The 12,740-nt window shown below is 66.6% G+C and carries 12 protein-coding genes; 5 read left to right on the top strand and 7 right to left on the bottom strand.

Annotated features, from left to right (window positions below; translation table 11 throughout):
* Positions 1–536: 536 nt before the first annotated feature.
* Positions 537–1,694 carry a nitric oxide-sensing protein NosP gene (gene nosP, locus J5M67_RS25565; protein WP_207888222.1) on the top strand — a complete coding sequence of 386 codons (1,158 nt, stop codon included), beginning with the start codon at positions 537–539 and terminating at the stop codon, positions 1,692–1,694.
* Positions 1,624–4,251, top strand: a complete 2,628-nt coding sequence (gene nahK / locus J5M67_RS25560) for a hybrid sensor histidine kinase/response regulator NahK/ErcS' (protein WP_207888221.1) — start codon at positions 1,624–1,626, stop codon at positions 4,249–4,251. Before nosP ends, nahK begins: the two co-directional genes overlap by 71 nt.
* Before the next feature lie 348 nt (positions 4,252–4,599).
* Here the strand turns inward: nahK and J5M67_RS25555 are convergent, their stop codons facing one another.
* The 7 genes from J5M67_RS25555 to J5M67_RS25525 all read right to left on the bottom strand — a co-directional run bounded on the left by J5M67_RS25555 (position 4,600) and on the right by J5M67_RS25525 (position 10,635).
* Positions 4,600–5,460: a DMT family transporter gene (locus tag J5M67_RS25555; RefSeq protein WP_207888220.1), complete on the bottom strand. Its 861-nt coding sequence runs from the start codon at positions 5,458–5,460 to the stop codon at positions 4,600–4,602.
* 30 nt (positions 5,461–5,490) lie between these two features.
* Positions 5,491–6,156: a response regulator AgmR gene (gene agmR, locus J5M67_RS25550; protein ID WP_207888219.1), complete on the bottom strand. Its 666-nt coding sequence runs from the start codon at positions 6,154–6,156 to the stop codon at positions 5,491–5,493.
* 54 nt (positions 6,157–6,210) lie between these two features.
* A complete protein-coding gene (locus J5M67_RS25545; protein WP_207888218.1) occupies positions 6,211–6,774 on the bottom strand; it encodes a PQQ-dependent catabolism-associated CXXCW motif protein in 564 nt (187 codons plus the stop codon).
* A 105-nt stretch (positions 6,775–6,879) separates the two neighbouring features.
* Complete coding sequence (locus J5M67_RS25540) at positions 6,880–7,698, bottom strand: ABC transporter permease (protein WP_207888217.1); 819 nt, start codon at positions 7,696–7,698, stop codon at positions 6,880–6,882.
* Positions 7,695–8,426 carry an ABC transporter ATP-binding protein gene (locus J5M67_RS25535; protein WP_207888216.1) on the bottom strand — a complete coding sequence of 244 codons (732 nt, stop codon included), beginning with the start codon at positions 8,424–8,426 and terminating at the stop codon, positions 7,695–7,697. The genes J5M67_RS25540 and J5M67_RS25535 overlap by 4 nt, the downstream gene beginning before the upstream one ends.
* Entirely contained in the window at positions 8,423–9,406 is a 984-nt protein-coding gene (locus J5M67_RS25530) for a YVTN family beta-propeller repeat protein (RefSeq protein ID WP_207888215.1), read from the bottom strand. The genes J5M67_RS25535 and J5M67_RS25530 overlap by 4 nt, the downstream gene beginning before the upstream one ends.
* Before the next feature lie 26 nt (positions 9,407–9,432).
* Positions 9,433–10,635 carry an ABC transporter substrate-binding protein gene (locus J5M67_RS25525; RefSeq protein ID WP_207888214.1) on the bottom strand — a complete coding sequence of 401 codons (1,203 nt, stop codon included), beginning with the start codon at positions 10,633–10,635 and terminating at the stop codon, positions 9,433–9,435.
* Between the two features lie 169 nt (positions 10,636–10,804).
* On the opposite strand from J5M67_RS25525, the gene J5M67_RS25520 reads away from it, so the two are divergent.
* The 3 genes from J5M67_RS25520 (at position 10,805) to J5M67_RS25510 (ending at position 12,734) form a co-directional block, all read left to right on the top strand.
* Positions 10,805–10,963, top strand: a complete 159-nt coding sequence (locus J5M67_RS25520; protein ID WP_207888213.1) for a hypothetical protein — start codon at positions 10,805–10,807, stop codon at positions 10,961–10,963.
* A 440-nt stretch (positions 10,964–11,403) separates the two neighbouring features.
* Positions 11,404–11,841, top strand: a complete 438-nt coding sequence (pedF, locus tag J5M67_RS25515; protein ID WP_207888212.1) for a cytochrome c-550 PedF — start codon at positions 11,404–11,406, stop codon at positions 11,839–11,841.
* 5 nt (positions 11,842–11,846) lie between these two features.
* Entirely contained in the window at positions 11,847–12,734 is an 888-nt protein-coding gene (locus tag J5M67_RS25510) for an ABC transporter substrate-binding protein (RefSeq protein WP_207888211.1), read from the top strand.
* Positions 12,735–12,740 lie beyond the last annotated feature (6 nt).

The raw sequence follows: 12,740 nt of genomic DNA, 5'->3' as shown, positions 1-12,740 counted from the left end.
ATGGTGTGGATTCCCGACAAGGCTGCTCGCCGGAAAGTGTCAACCATGTCCCCGCACACCTGTCAGCTATGTACCCGGTCCGTACATGTCGTTTGACAAAAGGGACTCGCCCGAGGGGGCGAAACAATATCTCTCAGCACACGCCAAAGCGGCGCAGAAACACCCACCCCAAAAAAAAACAAAAAGACAAAGCATCGCGGACAGAGTCCGCTGCTACGTTGTTTCTGGGTGATACCCCCTTCGGGCCAGCGCATGCGCTGTTCGCGATGGAGCCGCGTCCCGCGTTCGCGGGGAAGACGATTGCGGAGCGAGGTGCATGACATCGTCACTCCCGCGAACGCGGGAGCCCAAAAGACAGTTGCTCCCACAGTGAATTCATGGAACCCGATTGCAGGAGCGGGCCATACCCGCGTATGGAGCTATCCGACGGGATATCCCGCTACTTTCGGATAACCCCGCCAAGACCCAAGTAGCATGGGGCCCGCGCCAGCCCCTTCGTAGAATGCCAACGTCGATATCCTGACCAGGCGCCCGCCATGCACGAAACACAAGGAGTCGTTCGCGGCACATCCAGTGCCCGCGACGCCGAGGAAGTCGCCCAGGATCTGGCGCGCCAGCTGTTGCACCCCAATCTCGGCTTCGTGCTGTTCTTCTGTTCCGCCGAGTACGACCTGCCGGCACTGGCCGCCGCGCTGGAGCAATACTTCGGCGGCATCGACCTGGCCGGCTGCACCACCGCCGGGGAAATCACCCCGCAGGGCTATGGCCGTGGCTGCGTCACCGCCGTCGGCTTCGACCTGCGCAGCTTCGCCATCTCCTGCGCGCTGGTGGACGAGATGGAGCGCTTCAGCCTGATCGACGCGCAGCAGATGGTCGAATCCCTGGTGGCCGACTGCCGCAGCGCCGGGCTGGCACCGATCAAGGACCACAGCTTCGCCCTGACCCTGCTCGACGGCCTCTCCAGCCGCGAGGAAGTGGTGCTCGCTGCGCTCAGCGCCGCCCTCGGCGCCATCCCGCATTTCGGCGGTTCGGCCGGCGACGACAACCACCTGACCCACACCCACGTCTACTACCAGGGCCAGTTCCACACCGGGGCGGCGGTGGTCGTGCTGTTCAACACCTGGCTGGATTTCGAGGTGTTCACCACCCACCACGTACTGCCCAGCGAGGAGAAGCTGGTGGTCACCCGCGCCGACAGCGACAGCCGCCGGGTGCTGGAACTCAACGCCGAGCCCGCCGCGCTGGAGTTCGCCCGGCTGGTCGGGGTGCCGCTGGAGCAGCTGGACTTCTCGCTGTTCCCGGCGCATCCGCTGGCGGTACGAGTGCGCGACCAGTACTACGTGCGCTCGATCCAGCAGATCAACGACGACCTCAGCCTGACCTTCTACTGCGCGGTGGAGAACGGCATCGTCCTCACCGCCATGCGCACCGGCCCGCTGCTGCCAGGCCTTCAGGCGCAGTTCCAGCGCCTGCACGAACGCCTTGGCCCGCCACTCCTGACCATCGGCTGCGACTGCTTCCTGCGTCGCCTGGAGCTGGAAGTGGCCGGCGATACCGAACCCACCGCCGAATTTCTCCGAAGCCAGCAGGTGATCGGCTTCAACACCTACGGAGAGCAGTTCAATGGCATGCACATCAACCAGACCTTCACCGGTGTCGCCATTGGCCGTCCCCGGGGCAACGGCGGACGCTGAGCTGCGCGCGCGCATCGAGGAGCTGGAGCGCGACAACCGCAAGCTGCAGCGGATCAACGCGGCGCTGATCGAACGCGTCGAGTCCGCCACTTCGCGCGGCGACAACGCCTACGGCGCCTTCCAGCATTCGGTGGTGCTGGCTGAGCAGGTGCGCGAGCGCACCGATGCACTGAGCGAGGCGATGGTCGAGCTGAAATCCAGCAATCAGCTGCTCAGCGACGCGCGCCTGCGCGCCGAGACCGCGCACCAGCACCTGCTGGACGCCATCGAAAGCATCTCCGATGCCTTCGTGTTGTTCGACCCGCAGCAGCGCATCGTCCTCTACAACGAGCGCTTCCGTGCGTTCTGGGCGCAGACCCGTGCGCGCGTCGGCGCCGGAACGCGGCTCAGCGAAGTCCGCCGGCTGGCGCAGAGCAGCGGGTTGATCGTCGAAGAGCAGCGCAGCAGCGACGATGAACACACCCTCTACCGCCTGCGCAACGACCGCTGGGTGCGCGTCACCGAGCGGCCGACCCGCGACGGCGGGCTGGTGGTGCTCTACAGCGACATCACCGAGATCAAGCAGAACGAAATGGCCCGCCGCGAGCAGGCGGTGGCGCAGAAGTCGCACCTGCTGCAACGCGCCGTGGACAACCTGTCCCAGGGCGTGGCCATGGTCGGCGCCGACGGCGCGCTGGAGTTGTGGAACCGGCGCTTCCTGGAACTCTGCGGGCTGGCGCCGATCGAGGCGCACCGGCCGTTCGCCGAGGTCATGGCGGACAGCGAACTGCCGCTGCTGACCCCGCGCAGCCGCCCGCGCAAGGGCGAGGCGGAAGGGGTGATCGAGCAGCGCCTGTTCGACGGGCGCATGCTGGAAATCCGTACCCACGCGCTGCCCACCGGCGGCTTCGTCAACACCTTCACCGACATCACCGAGCGCTACCGCCACGCCGAGGCGCTGCGCGAGAGCGAGCGCTGGATTCGCCTGATCACCGACCAGGTGCCGGCGCTGATCGCCTACCTGAGCGCCGAACTCAACTACGAATTCACCAACAAGGTCTACGAGGAATGGTACCGCTGGCCCAGCGGCTCGATGCTCGGGCGCAACCTGCGGGACGTGCACAGCGAGGATCATTGCCAGCGCCTGGAGCCGTACTTCGAGCGCGCGCTGTCCGGCGAGAGCGTTACCTTCGAGATCGCCGAGACCAACCTGTCCGGGCAGGAGCGCTACATGCAGCGCTCCTACGTGCCCAACCGCCAAGCCGACGGCACGGTGAGCGGGCTGTTCGTGCTGATCCGCGACATCACCGAGCGCCGCCGTACCGCCGAGGCGCTGCACCAGGCCTACCAGAACCTGGAACAGCGAGTGCGCGAACGCACCGCCGAGCTGACCAGCCTGAACGACCAGCTCAAGCGCGAGATCGACGAGCGCAGCCAGGTCGAGGGGCGCCTGCGCGAGGCCAAGCGCGAGGCGGAGCAGGCCAACCTGTCGAAGACCAAGTTCCTCGCCGCCGTCAGCCACGATCTGCTGCAACCGCTGAACGCTGCGCGGCTGTTCACCAGCGCCTTGCAGGAGCGTGGCGGCGATGCGCTGGTGCGCAACATCAGCCAGTCGCTGGAGGACGTGGAGAACCTGCTCGGCACGCTGGTGGACATCTCCAAGCTGGATGCCGGAGTGATCAAGCCGGACATCGCGTCCTTCGACGTCGGAGAGCTGCTGGGCAACCTCGCCGCCGAGTATCGCCAGGTGGCGGCCAGCGAAGGGCTGGCGCTGGATTTCGTACCTTGCGGCGCCCAGGTGCGCAGCGACCTGCAGCTGCTGGCGCGGATCCTGCGCAACCTGCTGTCGAATGCGATCCGCTACACGCCTTCCGGACGAGTGTTGCTGGGTTGCCGGCGGCGTCGACACAGCCTGTGGATCGAGGTTTGGGACACCGGCGTGGGCATTGCCGGCGACAAGCTCGGGGAAATATTCCAGGAGTTCAAGCGCGGTGACGTGCAGCGCTTCCACCAGGATCGCGGGCTCGGCCTGGGTCTGGCCATCGTCGAGAAGATCGCCCGGATGCTCGGCCATCGCATCCAGGTGGAGTCGGTGCCGGGCAAGGGCTCGCGCTTCGCCATCGAAGTGCCGCTGGCACGCCGTGTGGCCCGTGTTGCCCCCGAGCCGGAGCGCACCGCCGACGACTTGGTGGAACGCCTGCGCGGCTCGCGGGTGTGGGTGCTGGATAACGACGCCTCCATCTGCGCCGGCATGCGTACGTTGCTGGAAACCTGGGGCTGCCAGGTGATCACGGCGCTGTCGGAGGAGGATCTGGCGCGCCAGGTGGACAATTTCCATGCCGAGTCCGACCTGCTGATCGTCGACTATCACTTGGACGACGGGGTGAACGGCATCGACGCGGTGGCCTCGATCAACGCCCGCCGCGCCACGCCGCTGCCGGCGCTGATGATCACCGCCAACTACAGCAACGAGCTGAAGCAGCAGGTCCGCGAACTGGGGCACACGCTGATGCACAAGCCGGTGCGGCCGATGAAGCTGAAGACGGCGCTGTGCCATCTGATCGATAGCGCTCATTGATTCGGCTGCGGCATTCCTCCTGTAGGAGCGGGCCATGCCCGCGATCGCGCGCATGGCGCGCTCCTACAGATGGGCGCTGTACGTCGGCGTTTCCTGGTGAGAGTGGATTTCGTCGCGATGGATTTCGCGGACAAGGTCCGCTCCTACAGGGAGGCTCCGTCGTTTGGGCTTGCCCTCACCCTAACCCTCTCCCAGAGGGAGAGGGTTGGGGTGAGGGAGAGTCGACTGCGCCGAGGTATCAAGTTACCTGTAGGAGCGAGGGGGACGCCATCGTTATTGCTCGCGAACCTGGTCCCACAGCGGAGTCTGTTCGCGAGCAAGCTCGCTCCTACAAAGAGCAAAGGCAGGTCAGGCGCGCTGGGCTACTGGCGCGCGCACCTTGGCCAGCAGGATCAGGCCGATCCCGCCCAGCACGGCGATAGAAACCAGCGCCAGGCGCAGGCTGATCATCTCGCCCAATAGCAGCGCGCCGGAGAGGGCAGCCAGAATCGGCACACTCAACTGCACGGAAGCGCCCTGAATCGCCGACAAACCGGGCAGCGCGCTGTACCAGATCGCATAGCCGATCCCCGAGGCCACCGCGCCGGACAGCACGGCATACGCAATACCCAGGGTGTCGACCCGCAAATGCGAGTGGAAGAACACCGCCAGCAATGCCGCAAAGGCAATGGCACGGACAAAGTTGCCGGTGGTGATCGCCAGCGGATCGCTGCCCTTGCGCCCGAGCAGCGAATACAGCCCCCAGGCCACGCCCGAGAGCAGCATCAGCAGCGCACCTGCCAGCGGCGGCGCACTGGCGCTGGGCAGCAACTGGGCGAGCAGCCCGCCCAGGGCCAGCAGGAAACCGAGCAGCGCCTGCCCACGCAGGCTTTCACCGCGCAGCAGGCCGACCAGGATCATGGTCACCTGTACCGCGCCGAACAGCAGCAGCGCGCCGGTACCGGCGTCCAGTTGCACATAGGCATAGGAGAATGCCGCGGCGTACACGAACAAGGCCGCCGCCGCGCGCCAGTTGCCGCCCTGGCTGGCGGCGCGGCGGCGCAGTTTCAGCAGCAGGGTCAGCATCAGTGCGCCCGAGCAGATGCGGATGCCGGTGAAGCTCACCGCATCGATGCTGGTGGCCTTCAGCGCCAGGCGGCAGAGGATGGAATTGCCGGCGAAGGCGATCATCGCCAGGCCGGTGAGGCTCAAAGTGCGGGTGGAAGGCATCGAGGGGTTCCCGGAACGGCACTTGATCAATCAGCGGCGCAGATAGGCCGTGAAGTCGATATCGCTCGCGCAGAGGATGGCCTGCACGCGGTTGTGCACCTTCAGCTTGCGCAGGATGGCGGAAACGTGGGCCTTCACCGTGGTTTCGGCGATCTCCAGGTTGTAGGCGATCTGCTTGTTGGATTCGCCCTTGGTCATCCGTTCCAGCACCAGCAGTTGCTTGCGGGTCAGGGCCTGCAGCAGTTCCGGCGGAATGCTGTGGTCTTCCTGGCCGCTGCGGCGCGGCGAGGATTTCTGCGTGCGGATGATGTCCGACGGCAGGTAGACGTTGCCGTTGAGAATCTGCTCGATGGCCTCGGTCATCTGCACGCGCGGCGAGGACTTGGTGATGAAGCCCACGGCGCCATAGGTGATGGCCTGCAGCACGACCTGTTTGTCCTGCTCGGCGGAGACGATCACCACCGGGATGGTCGGCGCCTCGTTGCGCAGGCTCATCAGGCCGTTGAGGCCGTGCATGCCGGGCATGTTCAGGTCGAGCAGGATCAGGTCGAGATCGTCATGTTCCTGGGTCAGGCCCAGGGCGCTGTCGAGGTCGGCGGTCTCCATCACTTCGCTGCCGGGGAAGCCATCGGCGATGACGTTGTGGATGGCCTCGCGGAACAGCGGGTGATCGTCGGCGATCAGGATCTTGTACATGGCCTACACCTCGTTATTGTCGTTATGGGTGGCGAGCGGCAAGGCGCCGTTGGTCTACTTCAGCGGTTGCGGTTGTGCATCCTGCAGGGGCAGTCCTGCCTGTTCCCAGGCGTCGATACCGTCACGGTACCAGTAGAGGCTGGAGTAGCCCAGCGCGTGTGCGCGGCGGATGGCATTCCAGCTCATCCAGCAGTCGGAACGGCAGTAGAACACCAGCGGACGCTTGGCATCGCCTTCGGTCAGGCGGGCGAGGTTCTGCTCGAAGTAGGCCTGCCACTGTGGCTCCAGGGTGCCGGTGCCGACGTTGGCCAGCCACAGGCTGCCGGGCAGGTTGCGGTGCTTCTCGTCCTCGACGAACTGGCCGTTGAGGACGGTGCGGCGGTAGACGTCCACCAGCCGGGTCTGCGGCTCGCGCTTGAGCAGCGCCTGCAGGGCAGGGGTGTCGAGGGTGGTCGCGTGGTCGGCGGAAGGCGGCGTCGGGCTGCGGTACTGGGTCTGGCGGTAGCCGTCGGCGGAAAACAGCGGCGCGTCGTCGGCCTGCGCGGTCGGGAGCGCGAAGGTCAGGCTGAGCAGGCACGCGGCCAGGCAGCCGGGCAGGGCAGAGGCAAGGCGAGGCATGGCGGTATCTCTGATAGTTCTTCTTGTGCTGGGCATTACATGCCAGCGGCGCGTCTTTGGAAATTCGACGTGAGGAGGGGCGAACCAGTACCAAAGTAGTAGGTTTCACCCCTTGCGCAGGGCGGCGTGCTGCGGGTTGAAGGTCAGTACGGCGAGGCCGGCGAAGAGCAGCGTCAGCCCAAGGCAGACGCCAGCGGCCAGCGGGTTGAAGCGTTCATAGAGGGCGAAACGCACCAGTTCGACCGCATGGCTGAACGGGTTCAGCGCGCACAGCCAGTACAGCCATTGGCTGGCCTCGCGCATCTTCCACAGCGGGTAGAGCGCGGAGGAGAGGAAGAACAGCGGAAAAATGACGAAATTCATCACCCCGGCGAAGTTCTCCAGCTGGCGGATGCCGTTGGACAGCAGCAGCCCCAGCGCGCCGAGCAGCAGGGCGGCGAGCAGCAATGCCGGCAGCGCCGCCACCAGCCCCATGGCGGGCGGTTGTACGCCATACAGCCAGGCGATCAGCAGGAAGGCGTAGACCTGCAGCAGCGAAACCAGCGCGGTGGCCAGCAGCTTGCTGGCGAGCAGGAAGGCGCGGGGCAGCGGGCTGGTGAGCAGCACGCGCATGCTGCCCATCTCGCGGTCATAGACCATCGACAGCGAACCCTGCATGCCGTTGAACAGCAGGATCATGCAGCACAGTCCCGGCACGATATAGGTCTCGTAAGTGACGTAGGTGTCGTACGGCTCGATGATCGAGATGCCCAGCGCGGCGCGGAAGCCGGCGGCGAACACCAGCAGCCAGAGCAGCGGCCGCACCAGGGCACTGAGGAAGCGCGAGCGCTGCAGGACGAAGCGCAGCCACTCGCGCACGACGATGCCGCGCAGGCATTGCCAGTAGGCGGCGGGGCCGAAGCGCGGGTTCTCTAGGGCGCTCATGCGCAGGCCTCCAGGCGGGTCAGGCGGTCGAAGGTGCGTGCCAGGTTGCCGGCGTCCGGCGCGCAGATGTCCCGTGCTTCACCTCGGGCGACGAGGCGACCGCGATCGAGCACCAGCAAGGCGTCCTCGGCACGGACTTCGTCCAGCAGGTGGGTGGTCCAGAGCACCGCCAGGCCATCCTCGCGGCACAGCCGGCGCACGTGCTCGTTGAGCGCCTGGCGCGCCGCCGGGTCGAGTCCGACGCTGGCCTCGTCGAGCAGCAGCAGGCGCGGGCGATGCAGCAGCGCGCGGGCGATCTCCACCCGGCGGCGGTGCCCGCCATTCAGCGCGCGGACCTTGTCGCGGCGGCGCTCCTGCAATTGTTGGCGGGCCAGCTCGGCGTCGATCCGCTCGTTCGCCACGCTGCGCGGCAGGCCGTGCAGGGCGGCGTGGTAGCGCAGGTTCTGCTCCACGCTCAGGTCCAGGTCCAGGGTGCTCTGCTGGAACACCACGCCCAGCTCACGCAGGGCCAGGCGCGGCTGGTGGCGCAGGCTGCAGCCGAGCACCTCGATCTCGCCCTGCTGCAGGTCGTAGAGGCGGGTGAGCAGGGCGACCAGGGTGGACTTGCCGGCACCGTTGGGCCCCAGCAGCGCGGTGAAGCGCCCGGCGGGCAGTTCGAAGTCCAGCCCGTCGAGGGCGCGCCGTGGGCCGTAGGCAAAGCTCAGGTCGCGGACAGTAAGCGCGTTCATGGCGTCACCACCACGCCCCAGGGATAGCGGCCGACCTTGATGGATTTGCTGACCTTGCGTGAAGCCACGTCGATCACCGACACGTCGCCACTGACGCCGTTGGTGGCGAGCAGGGTCTTCTCGTCCGGGGTGAACGCCAGGTGCCAGACCCGGCGGCCCACCAGCAGGTAATCGAGCACCTCGAAGGTCTTCGCATCCACCACCGCCACATGGTTGGCCGGGCCGAGGGCGACGAAGGCGTACTTGCCATCCCGGGTCAGCTGTACGCCCACCGGCTGCACCTTGTCCGGGTGCACGCCCTGGATGGCGAAGCGCAGGGTCTTGAGGATCTTGCGGCTGGCGGTGTCGACCACGCTGACGGTGCCGCCGATTTCCGCCGAGACCCAGACCTGCGAGCCGTCGCGGGTGAACTCGGCATGGCGCGGGCGCTGGTCCACCAGGGTGCTGTCCACCAGCTTCTGCGTGCCGGTATCGATCCAGTGGAGCATGTTGGTGGTCTCGCTGGTGTTCACTGCCCACTTGCCATCCGGGCTCACCGCCATGCCTTCGGGCTCGACGCCGACGTCGATCTGCCCGAGCACCTGGGCGGTCTGGGTGTCCACCACCGTGACCAGCGCATCGTCCTCGTTGGAGATGTACAGCCAGCGGTCGTTGGGGTGCAGGGCGAACTGCTCGGGGTCGGCGCCCGACGGCAGCTGCTTGATGATCTTGCGGGTGGCCAGGTCCAGCACCTGCACGGTGTCCGAATCGCTCGCGCAGATGTACAGCAGCTTGTTGTCATGGGACAGCGCCAGGCCGCGCGGGCGTTTGCCGGTGTCGATGGTGCCGGTGACGGTCATGCTGTCCAGGTCGATGACGCTGAGGTTGTTGTCCTTCTCGTTGGACACATAGGCGGTGGCGGCAATGGCGGGTGGCGTCTGATAGAGCGCGATGCCCAGGCAGGCCAGGGCCAGCAGGCGGGGCAGGGAGGGGCAGGGCATGGACGCGGTCCTCATGGGCAGTCTTCTTATGGCATGGCGTCGGCGAGGTGGCACTGGCTTTCCGGTGCGTCGAGGCCGAGGCTGTCGAGTTCGCTGGCGGGGTGCAGGAAGCCCTCCTGCGGCGAGGTACTGACCAGGGCGCGCGGCTGCACCAGCGGGATCGGTTGGCGCAGCTGGCCGTCCCAGGGGCGGAAGCCGAGCTTGTAGCCCTTGAAACCGTCCAGCGGCAGGTCCGGGGAGAGCGACAGCTTGCGGATCGCGATGGGATCAGCGTTGCGCAGGCGGGTGACGGCGCTGGCGATGCTGCGCACGGCGATCCAGGCGGCGAAGTCGCGGTCGTTCATCCAGCGCCCGGCACGTTCCTCGAAACGCTTCTGCAGTTGCGCGGCGCCGTAGGTTTCCACGGTCTTGTGCCAGCCGGTGGCGACCAGCCCCTGGGTACCGGCGACGGGGCGCGGCAGCCAGGTGTTGTAGGGCACGTACTCGCCGAAGTCGCCGTGCTCGTCGGCCACCAGCACGGCGTCGTAGTCCTCGCCGGACTGGGTGAACAGCGCCATGTCGGCCTGGGCGCTGCGGCGCTGGTCGTTGGCGAAGGTGAAGGGCTTTTCCTCGACGATCTTCGCGCCGAAGCGCTTGGCGGAGCGGCGCAGGGCATTGGCATAGGCGGCGTCTTCCGGGCGCTGGCCGACGATCAGCAGCCAGCGCGTCCACTTGCGCAGGACCAGGAACTGGGTGAGGGCGTCGGTCAGCATCAGCCGGCTGGGCAGGGTGTGCAGCACGTTCGGCGCGCACTGGCTGGCGCGCAGCTCGTCATCGGCGGCGCCGGCGTTGAACAGCAGGCTGTCCGGCAGCGCGGCGGCCAGTTGGCGCAGGGTGTCGGCCGGGGCGTTGACCACGAACAGGCGCAGGCCGGCGTCGTGCAGGCGCCGGGCTTCGGCCAGCAGCTTTTCAGGGGTGTCGGTGCTGGCGGTTTCCAGGCTGTAGCGCTGCTTGAGGAGGCGCCCGGTGCTGTTGCTGTCGGTGATCGCCAGCTCGGCGCCGCGCAGCCCCGCATCGGTGGGTTCGGGAATGACGTTGGACAGCAGCGGGCCGGGGTCGGGCGTGTAGCCCAGGTAGCCGATGCGAACTTCCAGCGCGGGCGCTTCTTCGGCGCGGACGTCGAGGGCGAAGGCGGCGGCGCAGGCAACCGCGAGCAGATAGGCCACGCCGTGCAGGACGAGCTGGCGCATGGGCGACTCCTTGTTCCGGGCCGACATGTTCTTGTGCGGCCAGCATAGGAAGCGCCGGGGGTGCGGCAAATATGCAGAAAGTACCGATGGGGCAGTACCAAGGTAGTAGGTTGCGCGCCGCGCCCGCGTCCTAGGATGGCTTTACAACAATCAGAAGAGAAACGTCGCCATGCGTATCGCCGTCACTCTCGTCCTGCCGATCCTGCTGATGCTCAGCCTGCTCGGCTTCGATTTCCTCTATGCCCGCAACAGCTATCCGAGCCCGGCGGAGGTGCGTGCGCCGTTGTCGCCGGCGGGGTGCATCGGGAGCTGCCGAAGCGCGCCATAGATCGTCGATCCGGGTATTGGTGCCGACCCACTGTCGCGGGCATGGCCCGCTCCTACGGGGTAGATCGGTGCGCTCTCGTAGGAGCGGGCCAGGCCCGCGATAGCGCCCATTGGGCGCTCCTTCGAACCGTTTCCGTCTATCCCGGCGCGCGCAGCCCGTAGGGCGTATAACGCTCCGCGTTATACGCCGCCTGACCTGGGCTCCAGGGTGCTCCGGGTTTGATCCGGGAGTCGGCTATAGGGCGAGGCGAATCGGCGTACAACCGCGAACGGTTGTACGCCCTACGGTCGCGCCCTGGGCTACCGCCGCTCTAGTACCAAGGGAGTAGACGCCATCACCCAAAGCAGGATTCGGCATCCGCGCAAGCGTTCTTACCATCGTCACCACGGTCGCCGATTCAGGCGCCGAGCCTTGCCAAGCATCTCGATGAGGATGAAGTGATGAACAACAAGAATGTGCTGTGCGGCCTGCTGTTGCTGGCTGGCCTGGGTACCTCGGGTCTGGCCCTGTCCCACGGCAATGTGACGCCCCAAGCAGTGGATACCACGGGGCTGGAACCTCTGGGCAAGGAATGGCGCGACACCAACCCCTACCGCGAGCCCTACGCCAACCACGCCAAGGCGGTGGAAATCGGCGCCTCGGCCTACAACCAGAACTGTGCCCGCTGCCACGGCCTGGAGGCCAAGTCCGGCGGCATCGCCCCCGACCTGCGCAAGCTCGATCCGGGTGCCGAGGGTGATGAGTGGTTCAAGGAGAGGGTGATCAACGGCGCGGTGCGCGACGGCGCGGTGTACATGCCGAAGATGGCTGACTACATCAGCCAGGAAGGCCTCTGGGCGATCCGCACCTACCTGGACAGCGTGCACGTGGACGAGTGACCGCCATGCGCCTGCCCGGAGTGCTGTTCGGCCTGGTCCTGTGCCTGCTGCTGGGGCAGGCACAGGCCGGGGTCCGCCCCTACGAGGACATGGTCGCCAGCGGCGTGCTGCGGGTGGCCGTGTACGAGAACTTCCCGCCCTACAGCTTCATGCAGGGCGGGCAGCCGCATGGCATCGACATCGACCTGGCGACGCGCCTGGCCAGCGGGCTGGGCCTGCGCGTGGAGTTCCTCTGGGTCACACCAGGCGAGCGTCTGGACGATGACCTGCGCAACTTCATCTGGAAGGGCCACTACCTGCGCCCCGGCGTGGTAGCCGACGTGATGCTCCGCGTGCCCTACGACCGCGAATACGCCAACCGGCGCAACGATGTCGGCGAGTTCGCCAATGCCCAGGTGGTGATGTTCGGCCCGTATCAGCGCGAGCGCTGGCAGGTGGTCAACGATGACCGACGGCTAGCGAAGGTGGACACCATCGCCGCCTTTCGCGAACACCCCATCGGTGTCGAGCTTGACAGCGTGCCGTCCTTCTACCTGACCTCGGTGCTGGGCGGCCAGCTCAGTCGCATGACCGTCCATTTCCCCAGCACCCAGGCGGCCTTCGACGGTATGCGCGCGGGCAAGGTGGACGCGGTGATGGCCCTGCGCGGCGAGCTGGACTGGATGCGCAAGCAGGCCGGCGACGAACACCTGAAGAATGCCGAAAACACCTATCCCAACCTCGGTCAGCCCGAGTGGGATATCGGCATGGCGGTGCATGAAAGCAATCGCCAGCTCTCCAACGCCCTGGACGGTGAACTGGAAGAACTGGTGCGCAGCGGCGAGATGGAAAAGCTCTACGCGGCCTACGGCGTGCGCTACGAACTGCCGGGGCTTTATCAGGACGTGCAATGAGGGAGA

This window comes from Pseudomonas sp. 30_B, assembly GCF_017491605.1.
Taxonomy (GTDB): domain Bacteria; phylum Pseudomonadota; class Gammaproteobacteria; order Pseudomonadales; family Pseudomonadaceae; genus Pseudomonas.
The sequence above is the reverse complement of the archived record's forward strand: the minus strand, read 5'-3'. Positions and strand labels throughout refer to the sequence as shown.

Excerpts from the sequence above, each read along its gene's own strand:
- nosP (WP_207888222.1), top strand. The coding sequence starts at position 537 with ATGCACGAAACACAAGGAGTCGTTCGCGGCACATCCAGTGCCCGCGAC.
- nahK (WP_207888221.1), top strand. The coding sequence starts at position 1,624 with ATGGCATGCACATCAACCAGACCTTCACCGGTGTCGCCATTGGCCGTC.
- J5M67_RS25555 (WP_207888220.1), bottom strand. The coding sequence starts at position 5,460 with ATGCCTTCCACCCGCACTTTGAGCCTCACCGGCCTGGCGATGATCGCC.
- agmR (WP_207888219.1), bottom strand. The coding sequence starts at position 6,156 with ATGTACAAGATCCTGATCGCCGACGATCACCCGCTGTTCCGCGAGGCC.
- J5M67_RS25545 (WP_207888218.1), bottom strand. The coding sequence starts at position 6,774 with ATGCCTCGCCTTGCCTCTGCCCTGCCCGGCTGCCTGGCCGCGTGCCTG.
- J5M67_RS25540 (WP_207888217.1), bottom strand. The coding sequence starts at position 7,698 with ATGAGCGCCCTAGAGAACCCGCGCTTCGGCCCCGCCGCCTACTGGCAA.
- J5M67_RS25535 (WP_207888216.1), bottom strand. The coding sequence starts at position 8,426 with ATGAACGCGCTTACTGTCCGCGACCTGAGCTTTGCCTACGGCCCACGG.
- J5M67_RS25530 (WP_207888215.1), bottom strand. The coding sequence starts at position 9,406 with ATGCCCTGCCCCTCCCTGCCCCGCCTGCTGGCCCTGGCCTGCCTGGGC.
- J5M67_RS25525 (WP_207888214.1), bottom strand. The coding sequence starts at position 10,635 with ATGCGCCAGCTCGTCCTGCACGGCGTGGCCTATCTGCTCGCGGTTGCC.
- J5M67_RS25520 (WP_207888213.1), top strand. The coding sequence starts at position 10,805 with ATGCGTATCGCCGTCACTCTCGTCCTGCCGATCCTGCTGATGCTCAGC.
- pedF (WP_207888212.1), top strand. The coding sequence starts at position 11,404 with ATGAACAACAAGAATGTGCTGTGCGGCCTGCTGTTGCTGGCTGGCCTG.
- J5M67_RS25510 (WP_207888211.1), top strand. The coding sequence starts at position 11,847 with ATGCGCCTGCCCGGAGTGCTGTTCGGCCTGGTCCTGTGCCTGCTGCTG.